The sequence below is a fragment of the Psychromonas ingrahamii 37 genome, from assembly GCF_000015285.1.
In the GTDB taxonomy this organism is placed as follows: Bacteria; Pseudomonadota; Gammaproteobacteria; order Enterobacterales; family Psychromonadaceae; genus Psychromonas; species Psychromonas ingrahamii.
The window spans coordinates 46,714-67,985 of sequence record NC_008709.1 but is presented as its reverse complement, the minus strand read 5'-3'; the positions used below and the strand labels follow the sequence as shown (position 1 = coordinate 67,985).

The following is a 21,272-nucleotide window of genomic DNA, read 5'->3' as shown; positions in this document are numbered from 1 at the left end:
AAAAATAAGGTATAGAACCAGTTTATTAAATTAATAGTCCACGATTGTTATTGTTATGTTTCATTCTCTTATTAAAAACCACATGTTGGCTTGAAAGTTGCTTAATAATAAAAGAGAAGGCTTACTGTTATCACGGAGAAATAAAAACATATGCAAAACACATGCAAAATACACTCCAATATTTTATACAGGTGGTCTAATGGCTGATTTTTTAATAAATATTGAGCTCCATCAAAACAGCACTTATCAGCAACAAATCCGTGAAAAATTAGTACAGCTGATCACTCAAGACACCTTTGGTGACAAGCCTCTCCCCTCCGGCCGGAAGATGGCTGAACTGCTTGGCGTATCAAGAAATACCGTTGTATTGGTCTACGAAAGCCTGGTTGATGAAGGTTATCTTGTTGCTCGTGAACGTTGTGGTTTTTTTGTTGATCCCGATTTATCCATGGAGCAGCTCCCCAAGACGGTGCAACTTAACCCTAAAAAGATTTCTCGTCAGCCAAATTGGTGCGAGCGATTACAAAAAAAACCCAGCAAGCTATCCACACTGAACAAAGATGAAAATTGGATAAAGTACACTTATCCCTTTATTTATGGACATATAGATGTCAATGAATTCCCCCTTTATCAATGGCGAGAGTGTTCTCGGATCGCGGAAAGCAAAGGTAAATTGCATGAATGGGTAGAAGGTTTTATTGATATGGATGACCCGCAGCTGGTTTCGCAGATCCGCCAGCAAATTTTATCCAAACGTGGCATCAGTGCTAAGACAGATGAAGTATTAATCACTCTGGGCACTCAAAACTCGCTGTTTTTATTAACCAGCTTATTAGCTGATAAGTCAGTCACTTTTGGTGTCGAAAATCCGGGTTATGCCAACCTACGACATGTTATCTCATTATGTGATAGTCCCGTTAAAGCGCTTAAAATTGATCATCAAGGTGTACAGGTAGGCGAACAGCTCAAAGCTTGTGATTATGTCTGCGTGACACCCAGCCATCAATACCCAACCACGGTAACAATGACAATAGAGCGCCGCAAAGCATTGCTTGAGCAAGCATGTAAAGATGACTTTATTGTTATTGAAGATGACTACGAAAGTGAAGTTAATTTTATAGAAAAGCCACTGCCGGCTCTGAAAAGTTTTGATCAGGACGGTCGAGTCATTTATACGGGCAGTTTATCCAAGTCACTCTCGCCAGGAATACGGATAGGTTATTTGGTTGCAGACAGTTCATTAATTACTGAACTGCGTAAATTGCGCGCCTTGCATTACCGTCATCCGCCATCCAATAACCAGCGCATTACAGCGTTATTTCTCAGCCAGGGTTATTATGACAGCCATATTCGCCGGATGCGTCAATCCTATGAAAAAAAGTGGCTACTGATGCAACAAGGCATTGAGCGCCATCTCGGTGACTGCGAGATCCACTCTACCGCGGGCAGTTTCTGTTTCTGGATTGGTTTACCGGCAGGTATTAACAGTCATTTATTAGTCGATATTGCAGCCGAACAGGGCATTTTAGTCGAATCTGGCGATAGTCTTTTTATGCAGGAAAATGCACCTGAAAATTATATTAGACTTGGATTTTCAGCGATTAGCGGCGACAAGATTTTACCAGGGTTAGCCATTTTGGGAGAGCTGATTAACACACTGAAGAATAAATGATTTATCCATCTCATTCATAAAATAGACTGTATTTAATAGACAAACTTAATCTGTTAACTCAAAGACCTTCTTTATTTTTTACCATACACTAAATTCAAAAGATGACGTCCATTTAAAGTATGGAACCTGCACATTAAAAATGCTGGTATTGATCATATTAAGATCTGGCTCTAACTTTTTTAACTCTTGAACAGTAGCTTATTAGACAGACGGAGAATAACGCGTAATGCACAATACCTAATAAGGAATTTTCTATGAACACAAAATTAATGCCCACCGTTTTAATCACCGGAGCAACATCTGGATTTGGGCTGGCAACCGCGAAAAAATTTGCTCAACATGGTTATCCATTAATTATTACTGGCCGTAGAAAAGAACGATTGCAGAAGCTCAGCGATCAACTATCACCAATAACAGATGTCTTTTTTTATCAGTTAGATGTACGTGACAGTGAGGCTATAAAAACATTTACTCAGGCTATTCCTGATAATTTTAAGCAGGTATCAATATTGGTCAATAATGCAGGTCTTGCTTTGGGCACAGAGTCTGCAGATAAGGCATCACTGGATGACTGGCATACAATGATAGATACCAATGTCACGGGACTGGTCAATGTGACTCACAGTTTGTTACCTATATTACGTAAACAAGCATCGGCCAGTATTATTAACCTTGCGAGCATAGCAGCTAATTGGTCTTATCCGGGCAGCCATGTTTATGGTGCAAGCAAAGCATTTGTGGCACAATTTTCCAGAAATCTGCGCAGTGACTTTGCCGGGACCGGCGTACGCGTTACCAGTTTAGAACCGGGTTTATCTGAAAGTGAATTTAGCCTGGTAAGGTTTAAAGGGGATAAAGAAAAATACCAGCAAATTTATAACAATGCTGATGCCCTACAACCTGAAGATATCGCTAATATTATATTCTGGATAGCAGAGCAGCCTGCTCACATTAATATTAACAGTATAGAAGTGATGCCAACCTCTCAGGCTTGGGATAACTTTAAAATAATTAAGCATCCCTAACGAGATCAATTTAGTGGTTGGTAGTCTGCTGGCTAGCAACGCTAGAAAGCCCCCCTTTAATTAACTTATACCAACCCGCATAAGTAAATGGTCTAAAATTGCGAAGGAAAAAGTAATGGTAGCAAGACGTTTGATTGAGCAATAGCTGGCTATTGAGATTGAAAACAACGAAGCTAGCGTTAATTTTAACAAGTAAGATAGGTCAGATATTTATGCGAATTGGTATTACATATTAATATGCCAGAATCGCTATCTTAAGGTGGTTTGTTAATGCGATTTAAAAGGACTTATTGGTTAGAAAAATGGGTGGCATGGTTGTTAGGTGGCATGGTTGTTAGGTGGCATAGTTGTTAGCAGTATGGTTGTTATGGTTTGTCTTTTAGCTATTTGAGGCTAACAGAATCCGTAAATAAAAAAAGCCTGATACCCGTCTAAAGGTATCAGGCTTTTTAAGCTTAAAGCGGGTTAGCGTTTTTTACGACGAAGAAAACACAGTGGTAACAGTAACAGGGAAAATAATCCCATGCTGCCGCCGCCTGAATTAGATGGTGTGACAGTAAATGATACTTCTTTTGCATCCGAGGATAAATGACCATCATTGGCTATAACAGAAAAAGTATAAGTTTCATTATTTTCAACTGCTGGTGCATTAAAAATTAATGTCGCGCTAGTACTATCAACATCTAATGTTTTGCCCGCTGTCTGCAGCCAGGTATAAGTCAAGTTATCAAAATCATGATCTATCGCCTGTGCAGTTAAAGTAACTTCTGCTCTTTCGACAATACTTCCAGATCCGGTAACATCGCCTAACACAGGTTTCCTGTTAACACATTCACCAGAATCCGCGACTACGGTTGGAGTAGCGCCTTCATAATCAAAATTAACCTTCATTGTACTGGTAATAGGCTGAGGTAAAGCAAGATTCGCATCATTCGAGGTAAAGCTGACTACAATATCAATCTGCTCATTAGTCCCCGCCGTATTTAGCGTCATTTCAAGTCCAGCACTCAACGTACCATCCACAAAATTAATAATACCCTCATTTGCAAAGGTAATGTCGGCGGCGCTCTCTACCGTCGCTATGATAGATGATACGCTCCCCCAATCTGCATCAGGAAGCGTGACCGTGAGCATACTGGTTTCACCGGCATCGAATACATTATCGATATCACAATAAGCACCATTGAAGGTGTTGCTGTGATGATTAAATACAACACTAGCGTTTGCTACATTAGGGTACGATAATGTCCAAGCACCTGCAGTCACTTGATTGCCTACCTTTTTCGAGCCTGAAACTGCACCTGCTGACTGGTAGTTGTAGATCACATCCATCTTAAATGTTTGTGCCAAAAGAGGCGCTGTATCTGGAGTGAAAGTAATAGTATCAGTGGTTATCAACCCAGTATAAGAGATATCCAATTTCGCTTCATTTTCAGTCAGTGTTTTAGTACCGGCAGTACTAAAGTTTGAAGCACTGAAACCAGCCATTTTCCCCGCTTCGCCCGAAAGTGTTACCTGAGTGCTGTTAACTGTAGCTATATTTAGCCAGCCCGTGATGGCAGGGTTCGTCACTGAAAAAGTGATAGTATCGTCCGCACTTGCAAAGAAAGTACCACCATCGGGATCATTTTCATTATCATTGGCAATAGTATTATCGAAGGTTGGATTAATGGAAACAGTGCCGAACTGACTTTTAGCCTCAGCAACCGTTGAACTACGAGTGCCCGCAGCATCAAAAGCAGCACCAAGATGTTGTGATGATACTGTCACGGTGATTCTGTTACTACTTAGGAAAGTAGAGTTGATTGTTGCTTGCCCCAGAGCGATTACATCTCCTGATGAATTGCCTGTCACAGTATCAACCTGGTAAAGAATTGAGGAGCCATCATTTGAGACTAACGTCAGATCAAGATTAGCTGAGCTAATATTAGGAGGGAAATTCTGAGGGGTTAATGCTCCTACCGGGAAAGTAAAGGTTATCTCATCCCCTACACTATAATTATCTCCTAGAGTATATGAAATTGAGTTTGACGTCTGGCTTGCCGTAACGCCAACAAGACCCTCTACTGAGTGTGTCTGTCTCGTAACTGTCGTTGTACCCGCCACAGCCAGAGGGCTGAAGATGCCTGTAATAGCTGTCACTACAAGCATTTTTGTGATTATTTTTTTCATTATGACACTCCTTTTTTTATTTTCAGGTTAAAATTCACTCGTAATTATCTTACGATTTATTTAAATTAACACCATAATTTTATTTGAATATTTTGATGCCCGTCAGGTTAATTTTTATGAGCAAAAAAGAAGTAAAAAATAAAAAGAAGAGCAGCCACTTTTAGTCTCAATAAATTCAATATATTAGAATACAAAACTAAAGCGGTTAGGCAATTTCCATTACGTTTTTCTAATTCGAACGATAACTTTAGCAAATGAAATCAGGGAGGATTTCATTAAGCTCGGCTCTGCACATGGGTGTGCTGTCCGAGCTGGTGCGTTAAGAAGTTATTGGGCGGATTAGAATAAAAAATGTTTAGGCGAATTGAACGCCAGTTCAGGATTATGAGCGGGACAGGCTCTGCCGTCCCTGTATACGGCATTCTTTTGGTTACTTTTCTTTTGCTGTTGAAAGAGCATGATTCTCTCGAACTGCGAAACTGCGTTTCGGTTTCTCATCATCTAACACGCCGTCAGGGGCTGAAGACCAACAACTAAGGTTCCACCTCCAGCTAACAAGCGAACACTTACAAACAACCAAAACGTTACAAAGACCATCATGCAGAGCGTGAAAAAAAGGTTAGGCGGTCAAGGGTGGAACTCCAACAATGAAAGTTCAACCATTAGCCATAAGCGAAAGCCTGCAAACAAACTAAACTGGCTAGGTAGCTTAGGATGATCAGCAGGCTAAGCTTAGTGTGCTAGGGAGAAAAAATACCGAAGGCAGGTCGGTGTATTGAATTAACTATTCTCGGAGTGTTTTATCAATAACGCTTGTTTCACACAGGGTGGCGCAAACGGGTCAATATCCCCATTATGCTTGAACACCTCTTTAACTACGGTTGATGAGATAAAACCGGTTGCGGCATTGGCGGGTAACAAAATGGTTTCTAATTCTGAGTTTAATGCTTTATTCACTTGCGCCAGTTGTAATTCATAATCAGCGTCTGTCGTACCACGTATCCCGCGAATAAGCGCTTGTGCATTATGCTCTTTAGCAAAATCTGCCAATAAACCCGAGAAAGGAATCACTTCAATGCCGCTTAAATGAGCCGTTGCTTCGGATAATAAATCACAGCGCTCATTTAAATTAAACAAAGTTCTTTTACTGGTGTTCACCGCCACAGCAATAACAACTCTTTCCGCTAGTTTACTGGCTCTGGTGATCAGATCAATATGACCTAATGTGACCGGATCAAATGAACCGGGAAAAACAACTGTTTTCATATTGATTCAACCATTATTATATTTACTTAACTATATTTACTTAGTTGTATTTACTTAACCACAGCATCATTAATTTTATTTAAACCTTCACGAGCAGAACCTGCATTCCAGTAAAGGCTGTACCAAGGATCGGGATTGTCGGCCGAGCGCAAACTTTCCTTTGGAAATTCAAGCTTAATATAATTATCCTCGAGGACATACACAGAAGCCCCGACTTCAGTATCACTTGCAAGCCAAAAAATAATTAATGCTACAACGGGATACACAAACAACAATTTAAACATGGTTACTCCATTGAAAGTATAAGAGAAAATTTACTTTCAAAAAAAACATAAAAGAAACAACCCAATACGGATTATATTTTATCTAACAAGCATAACAATCTACTGCGCAGTAATGATTGGGGTATTTCTAAATAGATTCCGCAGAATAATGCCTTTTATTCGGTAAAATCGACGGTTTCTTTTGATTGTTTGAAAATAGCCGCGGATAAAAAGGTTAAAAACTCATCTCCACTGCGATCATCTATCCATTTGCCATTATTGTAGTCGTAATGATGACCATTCTCTAATGTCGCCAACCAAACTTGATGCAAAGGTTGCTGACGGTTAATAATTAACTTGGTATGGTTTTCAAACTCAAGTGTTAATAAACTACCATTTTGGTCATAATCTACATCTGCACCGGATTCTTCAATTTTCTCTTCTATCTTTTGGTAGAGCTGATCTGCTAATTGTATAAATTCACTATCATTCACATTACTTCCCCTTTGCTTTTTAACAATGAAATGCGATTATATACGCAAACTGCGTAAAAACGCAGGAATCAGACTATTTAAGCCGTTTGCGTGCAAAAATATCATTATCAAGGTGGCGCAACAATGACTCGCTGGGAAAAAAGCATGAAAAACATTAATTTATTTATTACAGCATTGTTTTTTGCAGGGGTATTAGCGGGTTGTGGTAAAACCGGGCCGCTGTATAGAACCCCTGAACCTGCAACTGCTGTTAAACAACAAAATGTACAATCATCACCCGAAATAGCTGACAGCGACACCACAAAAATCAATGCAAGCGAATAAAAGAAACTTGCTTTTTTAATACATTGATTTTACATATTTAAGTAAATAAAAAGGATTTACAATTGGATCACTTTAATTATCAAAATGATGGCCGTCTTTTTGTTGAAGGATTACCTGTAGAGCAAGTTGTTAAAAAAACAGGGACACCTGCCTATATCTACTCACGTGCAACTATCGAGCGTCATTGGCAAGCTTTTGATAGCGCAGCAGGAAAACACCCCCATCTAATCTGTTACGCCGTTAAAGCAAACTCTAACTTGGCTGTATTAAACCTGATGGCTAGAATGGGATCCGGATTTGATATCGTTTCTGTCGGTGAATTAATGCGGGTGATTCAAGCCGGTGGAGATCCGAAAAAAATCGTCTTCTCAGGCGTAGGTAAAACGGAAATCGAAATATCAGCGGCACTGCAAGCAAATATTATGTGTTTTAATGTTGAATCTATTTCGGAACTGTACCGCATTAATAGTGTTGCCAAAGCGCTAAATGTTAAAGCTCCCATCTCAATCCGCATTAATCCTAATATTGATGCAGGGACTCATCCTTATATCTCTACCGGTTTAAAAGAGAATAAATTTGGTATCGAAATTGAACAAGCGCTAGACGTTTATAAAATAGCGAGCGATCTTGAATTTTTAGAAATAAAAGGCGTAGATTGCCATATCGGTTCGCAGTTAACTGAAATAGCGCCCTTTATTGAAGCCTTAGACAAATTGTTAATTTTAATCGATTTATTAGCGGAAAAAGGCATTACTATCTCTCATCTGGATTTAGGAGGTGGGTTAGGTGTGCCTTATGATGACGAAACGCCACCAGAGCCGGCTGAATATATGACCGCAATCATTAATAGAATGGCCGGTCGCAGTCTCAAACTTATTTTTGAACCTGGCCGCGCTATTATGGCCAATGCGGGTGTACTGGTAACTAAAGTTGAATTTTTAAAACTGAATGACTACAAAAACTTTGCCATTGTCGATGCAGCGATGAACGATTTAATCCGTCCGGCGTTATACAGTGCATGGCAAAATATTATCCCGCTAAATACGGACTATCAGGATGGCCAAGATCGCCCCGTACGCAGCTACGACATTGTTGGTCCTATTTGTGAAACGGGTGATTTTTTAGGCAAAGAACGTCAGCTTGCTTTAGCTGAAGGTGATTATCTGGTTATCCGCAGTACAGGCGCCTATGGTTCAACCATGAGCTCTAACTACAACTCACGTTGCCGCGCTGCCGAAATATTAGTCGATGGCGAAAAAGCCTTTATCGTGCGTGAACGCGAAGAGCTTAAAGATTTATGGCGCGGAGAGCACATTTTACCAATATAATAGATTTAACAAAGTGAAACCTGCTTTGGCTTAATTTCAACAACGAGAAATAATGAATATTCAATTTTCAAAAATGCACGGCTTGGGTAATGACTTTATGGTCATTGATAACGTCACGCAAAATGTATTCCTTTCTAAAGATACGATCAGCCGTTTGGCGGATCGTAATTTTGGTATTGGTTTTGACCAATTATTAATGATTGAGCCCCCCTATGATCCTGAGCTTGATTTTCATTATCGTATTTTTAACGCAGATGGCAGTGAAGTAGAGCAGTGCGGTAATGGTGCGCGTTGTTTTGCCCGTTTTGTTAAAATGAAAGGTTTGACACAAAAGCGGATTATTAACGTCAGTACCGCCAAGGGCAAAATTCAGCTCAAAATTGAGCATGACGGTAATATTACTGTGGATATGGGTAAACCTATTCTAGAGCCTGCAAAAGTACCTTTCGAAGCTCAGAAAGAGGAAAAAACTTATATTCTCCGTGTAGAAGACCATACTGTTCTATGCGGAGTAGTATCAATAGGTAATCCACATTGTGTGGTGTTGGTTGACGATATTGATAACGCTCCGGTTGAAACCTTAGGTCCGTTATTAGAAAATCATGAACGTTTTCCCAACAAGGTCAATGTGGGTTTCTTAGAAATAAAAAGTCGCGATCATGCCCGCTTAAGAGTTTGGGAGCGAGGGGTAGGTGAAACATTAGCCTGTGGCACTGGAGCTTGTGCGGCGGCCGTCGTGGGTCAATTACAGGATAAATTAAATCCCCACTGTACTATTGAATTACCTGGCGGTGAACTGCGCTTATTTTGGCAACCCGGACAAAGTGTAAAAATGACCGGCACAGCTGATTTTGTCTTTGATGGACAGATTCAAATTTAGTCGCCACTCGATATGGCAAAGCATTTCCAGATCTAGAAAGCACATATGGAGATGCCTTGGTTATTCTTAAAAGTGTGATTTTTCCCCTGCTAGTGATGAATTACACTTTTTTGTTTTTGGCTGGAGTAAGACCGTGAGTGGTTTAAGCCCAGTCACCATAAAAAATTACCAATGCAATCTGGCCGAGTTTATTTTTCTGTTAAAAAAAAACAGATCAATAACGGGTGCGATTTAGACAGTCACCATTTACGCTTGCTGGTTAAGGCATTAAAACACGATCTATCACCACCAAAATCTCCGCTTTACGCTATTTCCTAAGTTAGTTAGTTAGTTAGTTAGTTAGTTAGTTAGTTAGTTAGTTAGTTAGTTAGTTAGTTAGTTAGTTAGTTAGTTAGTTAATTAGTTAATTAGTACAATTTGAACATCTGACACACAACCCATTACCTAAAAAATATCTGTCGATGAGATATCCCAGCTGCCTGAGATTGAGAAAAAAGAGCGACTTATACCAAAGGCATTAATTAAGTGATCAGATTTGCCCACTCCCTTTGGCAGAGTGTTTTTACCTTTTCGACCTGATGCTTAACATTATTCCATGCTCGACTAACCTGATTAACTATAAGTACATCGTCTTTAAATACAAAATTGGCTAAATTATCGCATTTAATTACCTGACTTGTGCAATACATTGGCGATGGAACAGCCCGTAGAGTGGGGTCCACGCACCGATTTCTGCCTCTTGCGGAGCCCACCCTACCGATAACATAGACCAATTCCATTAATTAATTTTTCATGTCGATTCAATCTCTTGAACAGGGTGTTTATAGCGATCGAATTAATGTGCTCTTCCAGATTAAGGCTTAGTGAGTGAGTATTAACTTGGCAGATCTGAAATTATCAGTGAAAGGGTATAGTGACAGGTAAAAGTAGCAAGCAGCGCCTGCTGCCTATCACTGAGCGCGCCATTATAGCCATTAAGCTCTGGCTTAAAATTCGCCCTGATTTTTGTATTGCAGATGAAAAGCCTTGATTGTTTCTAAATGTAAAAAACGAATATCTGTGCGCAGTGTTCAGGATAGAATGGAAGGATCAACAACAAAGATTGAAAATTCAGATATAATCTGGTGTTCTAACAGATCAACAAAAGGGGATACTTCTTGAAAATGGATTTTGAAACTAAAATGACGATTGGGGAAAGCCCATCTATTAAGGGTAACGACAATAATTATAAAGGGTTTGGCAGTTACGATTTACCTCGGCCAGAAGGAGTAGGCTGGCAATTAAAACAAGTCATACCTGTTTATAATAACAACAAATATCTTCAATATTTTTGGGAAAGAGAGATTGAGATAGTCAATGACAGCACAGATACATTGAAAATAAAAAACAACGATATAAATATCAGTTTTGGATAAGTAAATCGCTGTTATCGATACTTACATCATTAAGAAGCTAAGAAATTTCCAAACACCCTATTGTGCTTTGTGATGCCGATTGCTCACAGTACTTATGATGAAGGGCAAGAAAAGCCTGCAAAGCGAATAAATTAAGCGTCTTCTAGTAATGTCTAAATAGTGTAATAACTTATATTAAAATTTCCACGGCACGCGTATTACAAAAACAAACTATATTTTTCAAATAACCACGCAACAACAACTTTGGAAGCAAAACAACATATGAAATTAACTATTCGAAATAGATAAAAAATCTGAATTTTTAGCTTTTTTGGGTAACAATAGCGAATAAATTAGACATACCTACTCAAACCTTACATGGTAGGGATTATAATGTGCTAGTCGTACGAAAATACTGCTGATGCTACACACTGTAATTTAAGCGGTTACAATGATAATAACAATTAATGGGAACAGAGCCATTATAATACAGCTTATGGAAACAGTAGAGTATGAGAGAAAAACGGGAAAATATGCAACATATTAACAATCAGTGGTATAACCCGTATTCCATACCTATATATAACAGAGTTATTTTTTACACTAACTTAGTCAAATTTACATCGCAACTTTTTATGTTCCAGGTTCTGAGCTTAGAGTACGGAAAATAGAGTCTAGCCTTTTACATCAGAAGATAAGCAAGTGAGAAACACGGTTTCTCACAGAACGCAGAAAACGTCAAAGCAAAGAGAGAAAATAAAATGAATAAATTTACAAAGCTTTTATTTACAGTTTTTTGTGTGTTTTTATTTGGCTGCAACTCGGAAGACTCTATAAAATCTATTTTTAAAGAAGATAGCCCAAAATTCCAAACTGAAATAAAAAAGACAGATAAAACGAAAGACTCTTTTAGTCCGGAACAGAAATTGGGTGGCGGAAAGTATAAAATAGCTGTCATACAGAGTGATGACTATCCTGAATATTATGAAGTACTGACCGCAATACTCCAAGGGATGCAGCTTACAGGCTGGATAAAAGAAAATAATGTCGTTGTCAAAGATAACTACACTTCCAACAGAGAGCTTATTAACGGGATAAATGGGAAAGACTATAGTGACTATGTAGAATTCTCTCCGGACACGTTTTTTAGTTTTCGAGCAGATGAAAATAATGCATCAGATCCGCAGTTTAAAAAAGTAATGCAAAGAGCAATAGACGGAGAATTTGATGCAGTTATTTTATTGGGGACACTTGCAAGTCATAAGGTGCTTGAGAACAAGGAATACAGCACCGCAACTTTAATGGATGCAGTGTCTGATCCTATTGGTTCTGGGTTTGTTGAATCAATAGATAACTCAGGAAAAGATTTCTTAACCGCTAGAATTGATCCCAATCAGTATATCAGACAGGTAAGGCTATTTTATAAAGTGATCGGATTTAAAAGCTTGGGAATAATATATGAAAATAGTGAAAACGGCAGATGGTATGCCGCTGTGGATGATGTGGAAAAAGTAGCAGAAGAGAATGGTATAAAGCTAGTAGTAGATAACGATGTAATGACTGAACCTACACAACAACAGTACCATCAAGCATACGGCATGTACCTGAGAGCAATGGACAGAGTATCTCCAAAAGTTGAAGCCATGTTTCTTGGAATATCTGGCGGACTAGAACCTGAAAACCTTCCCAATGTTGTAAATAAGCTGATTGATTACAAGCTGCCTTCTTTTACTATGGAAGGGGCTCAGGCTGTAAAAAAAGGTGTAATGATAGGAGTGTCCGGGAAAGAAACTGGCCTTTACAATGCAAAAAAACTTGCACGTATTTTAAAGGGGGAAACACCGAGTACTTTAGATCAGAGGTATGAAAAAATGCCTAAAATTTCCATAAACCTTAAAACAACAGAGAAAATAGGATATGACCTGCCTGTTGATATTATAAGAAGTGCAGATGAAATATACCAGTGATCTTCGAAAATACTTGATGTCTTAAGCCCTCATAATTCATGAAATGCTGTTCATCACTCTATTCATGATGACCAGCATTTCTAAAAAATTGAGTCCTAGAACATACTTATTTCCACAATCATGAGATCGTTGCCTACGTAGGGGTCAAATAGGGCATTCAATTTACTGTCTCATGTATGCATAAATGGTTGCCGAACTACTATGTGCATTTTTGCAGCAATTTATGGGTGCTTTATACAAGGCAGAGCCAACCCGGTATTATTCTATTAAGCTCTTAATCTCTATTTCATATAACCTTGTTGATTTGCTATGAAAGCTTAAAACCCCGTACTCTATTGCCTTATCAATAAATTTTTGCATATCCACGCCTTTATTTTGCCATATTCGCATAAAAGTATCACCCGTTTCAAATCCTGGCATCGTATTGATCTCATTCAGGTACACTTTGTCACCACATAAAAAATAATCTATTCTTGCAAAACCTGATAACTCAAATTTTTTAAAAATCAGATGAGAATATTTTTCTATAATTTCTTGTATATTTTCTTCCAGCGGAGCAGGCACAAGCCCTTTATGGCCGGTCTTGCCATATTTTGAATCAAAATTAAAATACAAATTACTCCCACGGCTAAATTCACCTATTGCACTTAATGATACTTGGTCATCAATCCCCATCACACCAACAGTAAGCTCCCTAGGGGACTCAACTCCTTGCTCGACTACCACTTTGCAGTCATATTTAAATGCGTCTTTAAGTGAAGTTTTAAGTTCAACAGTATTTTCCGCTCTTGAAATACCAATTGAAGAACCGAGTCTCGCAGGCTTTACATAAAACGGGTAATTCATTTTTTTCTGAATATCATTGATTATATTTTCTGTTGAATTTTCCCACTCATATTTTTTTACTGCAGTATAATCCATCACAGGTATATCATTTACCTGGCATATTACCTTTGTGGCTTCTTTATCTATACAAAAAGCAGATGCACTTACACCACAGCCAACATAAGGTACTCCCATGAATTCAAGCATTCCTTGAATGGTTCCATCTTCTCCGTTTAGTCCGTGAAGCACAGGAAACACAATATCAAATTTTTTCCCAGCAATTCCGCCTAAAAAATCTGAAGAAGTACCTTTGGCTATCCACTTTTTCAGCTCAATTTCACCTTCTTTCATTGCTGGAAAGATTTTATCTCTATGCTCATTTAATAGATTTTCTAGGCAAAGTGTTAATTCTTGGTGATCTGCAAATGTCCCATCTTTCTTAACATAAAATGGTTCAACAAAATATTTTTCCATATCAATATTTGCAAGTATATGTCCTGCAGAAATAATTGACACATCATGCTCTGTAGATTTACCACCAAAAACAACTGCTACTTTCATTCTGCTATCTGACATAATAATTAAACCTATTGTGGATTTTTTTTACTTATAAATAAATAAGCGACAGATGATGCCATTGTGAACAAACCAATAACAAAGATACTATCTGAAAAACCTATTTGCGTTACAGCAAAGCTACAGAGTAAAGGTGCAAAAACCATTATAAGTCTCTCATAGGAATTATAGATACTCATAAATTTTACTTCTCCAATCTCTTTTGCTTTCTTTGTTGAAGTAATAAATGACTCTTCTGCTGCATCAGCGATCATACTTCCAAGTGATATCCCAGCAACTACAAATATAAATGCAACAATATTATCCGAAAATTTGAGCGTCAAGAGTACTACACCTATCAACATACTTCCAAAAGCAATAAACATTCTATCATTTTTTACTTTATTAACTAATTTGCTCACAAAGGGCATAAGCAGATAGACCAACCCAAATATTGTCAGAATTCTTCCAATATTTGCCTCGGATATTCCTTCCTTATTCATAGTAAGCGGCATGATAAACTGAAATATTCCTATAAATACAAGGTGAAAAGGAACCAGCCTGAAAAAAAAGTTTGCAAATACATTCCGATCATTAAATATATTTAGATGAAGTTTGGTTTTTTCAGTTTTAGGCTCAATTCTAGGTTCAGTTTTTTCTGTTTGTTGAAAATGTATAAAGAATATTGCAAATAACATCAGAATTACACTAATAATTCCAGATACTCCAAGTGCATAAAAAAATCCAAATCTGTATACAAGGATTCCGCCGATTGGAAGTGCACATATTGCTGCTGCACCATATCCGCTTGCCCAATAACCAAAACCTGTTGCAACATTTCCATTTTTTTTGAATATACGAAGAATTAATGAAGTGGCATTTATTGATATTCCACCATATCCAAGCCCTGATATAAATCTGAAGAACGATAGTAGCCCTATGTCATTTGAGAATGCCGCACCAAAAGCACCGATCACAAGAAATAAAGAGCAACCCACAAATATTTTCTTCTCTGAGATTTTTCCTGCGAAGAAACCAATAACAAGTACAAAAATTGCCGCTCCCAACATATAGGTAGTAATAGGAAGTCCTATGATCATACTTTCCGACATTCCCAGGAAACTCAGCGATTCTGTTTTGTACATATCAGCAGCCAGCAACGGAATAAAAGAGATTGGAAGCATTTCACCAAAATAAAAAATAAATGCCAAAAGCTGTATCACAACATTTGTATCTTTTTTCGGAGTGTTTTTTTCCTGCTCACTTCCATCTAAAGTCGGACTGGTTTTTCCCTCCTCACTTCCATCTAAAGTCTGCTTTCTCTGTATTGAAACAAGCAGGAGAATCTTGTAACTTATAATAAGAGATATGACAAAAATGGTCACAGCATCCAGTATTTGTTCTGTTATTTTTTTATTGATAAGCGAATCATTTAATCGCAGTATAATATTTCCACTATCCTGGCCTGCAAGATCAACCCTGAGTGTTTGGTAATACTTTGCCTGATTCTTATCGTAAAAAACTTCTCCCCGTTTGTTCTGGTACCTGCTTCTATTATCCCCGCTTGCATCAGCATAAAAAAGCTCGTTGTTATTTTTATCTGTAACGTATACCTCTAAACAGCCAGGCACTTCCTGAATTTCTTTTGCGAGGTACTTTTCAAACCCTTTCAGTCTCTGAATAGGAAGCCCCAAATTATTAAAATAAACAATCTCGTCTTCAATATTCTCTGCAAAATTTGACACATTCTGATTTAAAAGCAGCAGATAACGGTTTTCAAAATGTTGAATATTTATATATGAATAAGAAAACTGTGAAACAGTAATAATTGCCATTATGACTATAAAATTTTTCCTGTTGCTTTTCATATCAAGCAGCATTATAAGAGCAAGCAGTAAACACATTGAAATAATAAGAACGACAGCAACAAAATTAATGCTCTCTTTAATCACCACCATTACTTTATCGGTAATTACTTTTGTATTAAATTCTATATATAAAAAACCTTTTATCTCAGAATTTTCATAATAAATTGGTGAAGCAAGAAAGTAATTATTCTCTATTTTAAAAACACTTACTTTCTCCTCGGAGTTCAACTCTTTTTCCCCGGGAATAATTTCATTTAGCACATGTTTTTCGATATATGTTTTATCAAAACTGTACAAAACTTGTCCTGATTTCAGTGTTACAAAAACATTTGTTACATCTTCTTCTTTGCTTATAATTTCATTTATAAGATCATCAATTCCACTAAATTTATATAAAGGTTTACCATAACTAACGGCTGCTTCTAGTTTTGTATTTAAGTTTCTGTTTATCTGCTTGTATTTCGAAATCAAAGTGCTCTTATAAACATCCTCAAACGACGACATATTGAGAAGAAAATTAAGAGTAAGCGAAAGAGCAATAATTGCTGAAGCAGCCCAAAAAATTTTTAGCTTTTTTAATGTTACTTTCATTTTCCTCTAACTCCCTCTTTATACTTCAATATCATTAAAAATTTACCTTATTATAAGCGACCTAAATAGCTCAAGCCACTTTCCACACTCATTTTCATGAAATTCATATCCTACTATTTTGCGACTGTAAAACGCTTTACTGAGCACACTAAAGATGAGATCTTTCTAGGCTTATAAGCGCCCCGACCAATTAATAAAGCTAATACTTGACTCAAAAAAGCTTAAAAGAATATTGGTGCACACAAACATTCTTGTTCAACTTACAACAAAAGTCACTTTTGCAGCAGGAGTTATGACTAACAAATTACGAATTAAGTTATTTTGTGTTTCGTTATCACCATTGGCCTGAATCAAAAAGCTGCTCTGCTTATTCTTTGCAAAATAGCAGCCTATCTGATAAACGAAAGACTCACAATTGGAATCAAGTGTCTGCAGTTTATCTATTTCCAGTTGCAATATCGTTACTTTATTACGCTTAAGAAATTTTAAAAATCGTTGCGCTTTTTGAATATCCGTTAAATGGAACAAACCCGCATCAGCTTTAAAAACTAACTTATGCTCTTCTTCAATAAATTGATAACAAGCATTCACTGATAAAGCATGCATCATTAGCTTCCTTTACGATTAATAAGGATAAAGCTAATATCCTGGTTAAAATCATCAAACCACGGCTGTTCAGTAAATTTATCCATTATATTTCCACTACTTTCACCCAAAATCCCACTCAGATGGATAATATCCTGTGCCTGCAATTCATAACCTTCTGACTTGGCAAGGTGAGCTAATGCCAGCTTGAAACCAGCGCTATATAGCAACAACCCCTCACCACGGTGCAGACTAAGCTGCACAGACTCCATTGTGATATCTCTATTCACACCTAGGGGCAATGAGCCAGTAAGCTTAATAAACGCCTGCTGATTGGGTGAAAATCTTATGGGAGGCTCTCCACTTCCCGACAAAGTTATATTATCTTCATTTATCTGAAGTAAAAGTAACTTACATAACAGCTTCAGGTTAATAGAGTCCCCTTGCTCAAACAAGAAGTCATTAATTACACTTAACCTCTTACTATTATTCCCATCAGCGACTTTAAATAAACTTTGAATCTGCATTGCCATCATAGCTGTTTCAAGGCCGTAACCAGAAATAAAGCCGAAGGAGATATCTGTGCACTCTTTATCACTCTTAACCTGCCAGAAATCACCACATACGGCCTGAGAAGGCAGATAATTAAAAGTGATTTCATAATTATTCACTTTTAATTTTTGATTTAAGTAAGGAAGAGTACGCTCTCTTAATGCAATAAGATTTTTCACCTCTGCGCCAAGATGGGCATTTTCTTGATTAAGAATATTATTAAGCGCGACCACCTCTTCTCTTGCTTTGGTTAATCCTGCTGTTTTTGCCTTAACGATGCCATCCAAATCCCGGGTAAATTTCCCTAGCTCATCACTCACTTTATTAAAGGTATCTGCCAGCAGGCCAAATTCATCATTACTTTTGATATCCACTCGGTGTTCAAAATCATGCTTAGAAAGTTGCTCTGCACCTATCCGTAGTTTTGATAGTGGAATTGAAATCCAAGCTGTTATAAAAAAAATCAAAACCAGAGCAATAGCAACTACGACAACAAACACAATCATGCTAACGAATTTCTGCTCAGCAATACGCTCTCTAAAACTACCAACAAGATAATCTACCCCCAATGCTGCAATAACTTCACCCTGTTCATTTTTCAGTGGAATTACCGCCGACATAACAGTATTTCCAGACTCAGCCCCTACGTACCAATCTTTAGAAATACCAATATTACCTTTAATTGCCGTTAAGGATGCATCATCGGGAGTATATAATGTGCTAATCGGAGTTGCTGCATAATTATCATCTGCCAAATAAAAAGACAAGGCAAGAAACATCATCGATTTTTCAACCGGTATATCTGGGATTTTTACCAAAAGATAAGTCCAGGCTATTTTTGAAGCGCCTGCTTCATCAATTTTTTTTTGAGGCAATAGAGATAACTTATTAACTTGATCTTTGCTTCCTTCCTTAATACGTCGCAACAACTGCACTATATAATGAAAATCAACCTCATATTGCAGTTGCTCATAAGCATCAGAATCTAAAAGCTCGCCTTTTCCTTCTTTATTAATATAACGATCAACTCGATCCTTATAATCAGCGGGTAAAAGGGTGTATACCTGATTCCGAAACGTCTCAATTAACTCACGATCTTCCTCTTTTAAAATAAAAGCGCCTGTGCGTGTAACATCAAGAATCTTATCCTGAAGATCTTTCTTCATCATGGTATTGCTATATTGATAAAAAAACACCAGCATGCTGCCAACCAATGCTGTCATTGCAAACAGCATCAATATGCCAAATTTTATCCCAAAAGAGGTTTTCATTTATTAAGTCCTTCCGTACTGTTATTAAATATTATGACGAACATGACGGACTACGCCATAATCAGAAGTTTGACCTGGCTAGGCGCTAAACTCATGCCAAAGGCACCCGGGCTAACACCATTTTGTCCCGTAGGTTTAAGCATAGTGGTTGCCGGCATACCGCCTATAAAGGTTTTAAAACTGCCGATTAAATTTCTACTGGGCCCCATTACCATGGCTGATAATGGATTCATCATCAGGCCACTATTATCCCCATTTGACATAGGGGTCATCGTCATTAAATTATGATTCGGCATACAAACGGTCAATACTTTAAACTGAGTAGGAATTGCCATCATGGGTATTGAAATATTCGGGTAGGGAATAGGAACAGGAATAGGGCCCACGGGTGATGGAATCGGCGTTAAACATACATCAGGCATGGCAAAGTCCAGTCCGCCCATTTGAGTTTTTGCAAACATAAACTGTCCTACCCCATATGGATGCGTTCGGCATCGACTTTTATATCACCTTTGGCGGTGATCACCTGATTTTTTGCGCGGGAATTCAAGGTGCCTTTAATATTCTGCACCCAGTTGCCAATATTGAGGGTTTCAATGGTTTCAACCCAGCGAATAACCTGATCCGCTTTTTGGTAAACCCGTTCAAACATACCATGCAGCTCTTTTACATGCGCCTGCACCTGTTCACTTTTAACGGTCATCTTTTGACTGTGTGCCGATAACTGTTCTGTGGTTAAAGTGTGTTTTTTTGATAATGTATTTATTTCTGGTGCGATTTGAGAAACTGATTGTAACGATGTTAATTGCAGCGCTTTAGCACTGCTTAACGAGAGGCCAGCATCACTTTCCAAGCAGACATCCCCTTTAAATTTAAGCTTACTTTTCTGTGATGACTTTTCTAATATAGCAAGAATATACAGCTCACCATCGGTCATACTCAGCAATACTTTGTCATCCACCTCGGGTTGCAGCAAACAGCTTGCGGCATGCTTAGCCGGAAAAACACCACTCTCCGATTGCACAATAAACACATCTTTTACTTCTTTTTTCACATGACCGGAAAACAGAGAAGCTGTTGTCGGTGAATGCATTGAAATAACATTATTAAGCATAATCATTTCCTTAGTTATCTTTTATAACATATTTACAGACTGACTACTTACTAAAATTTTCAGCTGCCTGTTTCTTTTTGTCCGTGGCTAATGTGAGACTTTTATTACTGCCAAACCAATTCGTCTTTTCTTCAATAATACAATGCAGGTTAGTTCGAAATAAGCTGGCATGACTGATTAAAGCGCCACTTAAATTTGCATTGGAAAAATCGGCATAGGTTAAATCGCAGCCATCAAAACTGCTTTGTGAGAGATCCGCATCGGTAAACTGTGCCTGCACTAATTTTGCCTTTGCAAAATTACTTTGTCTGACTGTTGCCTCATTAAACAACGCTTGTTCCAACTGGCAATCTCTAAAATCACTGTTGTTAATTTGTGCTTTGATAAACATGGCATTATTGGCAATAGCACCCTTAAAATTGGTTCTATTAAGCTTGGCTTCCATAAAGCCGCACTGGGTTAAATCACAGTGCGAAAAATTAGCATTTTGCAGGGTGCTTTCTCTAAATTGACAAATTTTAATGACCACCTTAGTAAAATCAAAGTTATCAAAGTTAGCATTTTGAAAAAAGACTAATTCCAGTTCAGCTTGGTCAAAATTAGCCTGATCAAATTCACAGTCAATATAGTTACTGCGATAATGCACTGAGTTTACCCAATAAGAACGGCTTAGCTGACAGGTGATAAAGTTTGCTTCAAAGAGATGACAGCCTTGAAAATGACTTCCCTTCAAATTACTTTCAACCACATTCAGCTGTTTACATAACCAGCCATCAAATACCGCCAGACTAAAATCACTTTCAATAATATTCACCCCTTCACCCATGGCCGAATGAAAAAGTGCTTTATTAGCCGTACACTTGACAAAATTACAACCAGCAAGCTGACTGCGGCTAAAGTTCACATTATTTAAATTACATTCAACAAAAGTAGCTTGTTGCAAGTTAGCGCCGCTAAAATCACATTCTGTAAAATTAACCTTGCTAAAAGCGCCGCCGGAAAGATCAATACCACGATAATCCTGATTCGAAAAATCAATCTCACTTATCGCGGGCGGTTCGTCACTTAAGCCTTTAATTCTATTTTGTAAGGCTTGTTTAGAAAGTTTTGTCTGCTTTGCCATATC

General features: G+C 37.9%; 18 protein-coding genes. 7 read left to right on the top strand and 11 right to left on the bottom strand.

What is annotated here, in order from left to right; genetic code table 11:
* Nucleotides 1-199 precede the first annotated feature (199 nt).
* Nucleotides 200-1,672 (top strand): MocR-like pyridoxine biosynthesis transcription factor PdxR, encoded by a 1,473-nt coding sequence (gene pdxR / locus PING_RS00275; RefSeq protein WP_011768479.1) that lies wholly within the window; start codon nt 200-202, stop codon nt 1,670-1,672.
* Nucleotides 1,673-1,926: 254 nt separating this feature from the next.
* Complete coding sequence (locus PING_RS00270) at nt 1,927-2,697, top strand: SDR family NAD(P)-dependent oxidoreductase (RefSeq protein ID WP_011768478.1); 771 nt, start codon at nt 1,927-1,929, stop codon at nt 2,695-2,697.
* A 465-nt stretch (nt 2,698-3,162) separates the two neighbouring features.
* On the opposite strand, the gene PING_RS00265 is transcribed toward PING_RS00270, so the two are convergent.
* The 4 genes from PING_RS00265 to cyaY form a co-directional block, all read right to left on the bottom strand.
* Entirely contained in the window at nt 3,163-4,869 is a 1,707-nt protein-coding gene (locus tag PING_RS00265; protein WP_011768477.1) for a GlyGly-CTERM sorting domain-containing protein, read from the bottom strand.
* Between the two features lie 780 nt (nt 4,870-5,649).
* Entirely contained in the window at nt 5,650-6,135 is a 486-nt protein-coding gene (gene coaD, locus PING_RS00260) for a pantetheine-phosphate adenylyltransferase (protein ID WP_011768476.1), read from the bottom strand.
* 50 nt (nt 6,136-6,185) lie between these two features.
* Complete coding sequence (locus PING_RS00255) at nt 6,186-6,419, bottom strand: hypothetical protein (protein ID WP_041765684.1); 234 nt, start codon at nt 6,417-6,419, stop codon at nt 6,186-6,188.
* A gap of 155 nt (nt 6,420-6,574) precedes the next feature.
* Nucleotides 6,575-6,892 (bottom strand): iron donor protein CyaY, encoded by a 318-nt coding sequence (gene cyaY / locus PING_RS00250; protein WP_011768475.1) that lies wholly within the window; start codon nt 6,890-6,892, stop codon nt 6,575-6,577.
* A 144-nt stretch (nt 6,893-7,036) separates the two neighbouring features.
* Here cyaY and lptM point away from each other — a divergent pair, with 144 nt between their 5' ends.
* The 5 genes from lptM to PING_RS00220 all read left to right on the top strand — a co-directional run bounded on the left by lptM (nt 7,037) and on the right by PING_RS00220 (nt 12,785).
* Nucleotides 7,037-7,216 carry an LPS translocon maturation chaperone LptM gene (gene lptM / locus PING_RS00245; protein WP_157035272.1) on the top strand — a complete coding sequence of 60 codons (180 nt, stop codon included), beginning with the start codon at nt 7,037-7,039 and terminating at the stop codon, nt 7,214-7,216.
* A gap of 62 nt (nt 7,217-7,278) precedes the next feature.
* Nucleotides 7,279-8,544: a diaminopimelate decarboxylase gene (gene lysA, locus PING_RS00240; RefSeq protein ID WP_011768474.1), complete on the top strand. Its 1,266-nt coding sequence runs from the start codon at nt 7,279-7,281 to the stop codon at nt 8,542-8,544.
* A gap of 52 nt (nt 8,545-8,596) precedes the next feature.
* Nucleotides 8,597-9,424 (top strand): diaminopimelate epimerase, encoded by an 828-nt coding sequence (dapF, locus tag PING_RS00235; protein ID WP_011768473.1) that lies wholly within the window; start codon nt 8,597-8,599, stop codon nt 9,422-9,424.
* 1,157 nt (nt 9,425-10,581) lie between these two features.
* A complete protein-coding gene (locus PING_RS00225) occupies nt 10,582-10,839 on the top strand; it encodes a hypothetical protein (protein WP_011768472.1) in 258 nt (85 codons plus the stop codon).
* 740 nt (nt 10,840-11,579) lie between these two features.
* Complete coding sequence (locus tag PING_RS00220) at nt 11,580-12,785, top strand: ABC transporter substrate-binding protein (protein ID WP_011768471.1); 1,206 nt, start codon at nt 11,580-11,582, stop codon at nt 12,783-12,785.
* Nucleotides 12,786-13,043: 258 nt separating this feature from the next.
* Here the strand turns inward: PING_RS00220 and PING_RS00215 are convergent, their stop codons facing one another.
* The 7 genes from PING_RS00215 to PING_RS00185 all read right to left on the bottom strand — a co-directional run bounded on the left by PING_RS00215 (nt 13,044) and on the right by PING_RS00185 (nt 21,269).
* On the bottom strand, nt 13,044-14,186 hold the full coding sequence (locus PING_RS00215; RefSeq protein WP_011768470.1) for a D-alanine--D-alanine ligase family protein: 1,143 nt from the start codon (nt 14,184-14,186) through the stop codon (nt 13,044-13,046).
* An 11-nt stretch (nt 14,187-14,197) separates the two neighbouring features.
* Complete coding sequence (locus PING_RS00210; protein WP_011768469.1) at nt 14,198-16,624, bottom strand: MFS transporter; 2,427 nt, start codon at nt 16,622-16,624, stop codon at nt 14,198-14,200.
* Nucleotides 16,625-16,879: 255 nt separating this feature from the next.
* Nucleotides 16,880-17,233: a hypothetical protein gene (locus PING_RS00205; protein ID WP_011768468.1), complete on the bottom strand. Its 354-nt coding sequence runs from the start codon at nt 17,231-17,233 to the stop codon at nt 16,880-16,882.
* A complete protein-coding gene (locus PING_RS00200; RefSeq protein WP_011768467.1) occupies nt 17,233-19,032 on the bottom strand; it encodes a HAMP domain-containing protein in 1,800 nt (599 codons plus the stop codon). The genes PING_RS00205 and PING_RS00200 overlap by 1 nt, the downstream gene beginning before the upstream one ends.
* 50 nt (nt 19,033-19,082) lie before the next feature.
* The gene (locus tag PING_RS00195) at nt 19,083-19,493 is read right to left on the bottom strand and encodes a DUF4150 domain-containing protein (protein ID WP_011768466.1); all 411 of its coding nucleotides are present in this window, start codon (nt 19,491-19,493) and stop codon (nt 19,083-19,085) included.
* A gap of 8 nt (nt 19,494-19,501) precedes the next feature.
* Nucleotides 19,502-20,146, bottom strand: coding sequence for a DUF3540 domain-containing protein (locus PING_RS00190; protein ID WP_011768465.1), 645 nt, complete (start codon nt 20,144-20,146; stop codon nt 19,502-19,504).
* Nucleotides 20,147-20,189: 43 nt separating this feature from the next.
* Nucleotides 20,190-21,269 (bottom strand): pentapeptide repeat-containing protein, encoded by a 1,080-nt coding sequence (locus tag PING_RS00185; RefSeq protein WP_011768464.1) that lies wholly within the window; start codon nt 21,267-21,269, stop codon nt 20,190-20,192.
* Nucleotides 21,270-21,272: the final 3 nt, after the last annotated feature.